General features: G+C 53.9%; 1 protein-coding gene. It reads right to left on the bottom strand.

Annotated elements, in window-relative coordinates:
- Nucleotides 1-175 precede the first annotated feature (175 nt).
- The coding region (locus tag RYZ20_RS15830) for an ATP-binding protein (RefSeq protein ID WP_317675181.1) at nt 176-510 on the bottom strand (335 nt) is incomplete at its 5' end.

Here is a 510-nt window from a genome sequence, read left to right as displayed (position 1 = left end):
CTGTCAATCGGCATCCAAATCAGACCCCATTTCGGCGTGCAAATTTGACCCCTCTGGAGCCAGGTTTTCTGGCGGCGGCCATTAGCAATTGTGAGTTGTTTTGGAGAGAATCGGGAGAAAGTGCGCCGGCTGTGCAGACCCCATTTATCGGAACAGTCGGCGCACTTTCGTCTTGCTAGTCACGGTTTTTAAAGCGCCAGCTTTCGTTCCCGGTTTCGATAATATCGCAGTGGTGTGTGAGGCGATCGAGCAGCGCCGTCGTCATTTTTGCATCGCCAAAAACGCTTGGCCATTCAGCGAAGGTCAGGTTTGTGGTGATGATGATCGACGTGTGTTCATAGAGCTTGGCGGCGAGATGAAAGAGCAACTGGCCTCCCTCTTTGGCGAACGGCAAGTACCCCAGTTCGTCGAGGATCACGAGATCGACGCGGAGTAAGCTGTCCGCCAAACGTCCCACGCGGCCTTCTCTCTTTTCGGCCTCAAGTTTGTTGACGAGATCAACGGTGCTGT

Source organism: Pseudothioclava alba (assembly GCF_033100795.1).
Taxonomy (GTDB): Bacteria; Pseudomonadota; Alphaproteobacteria; order Rhodobacterales; family Rhodobacteraceae; genus Pseudothioclava.
The sequence above is the reverse complement of the archived record's forward strand: the minus strand, read 5'-3'. Positions and strand labels throughout refer to the sequence as shown.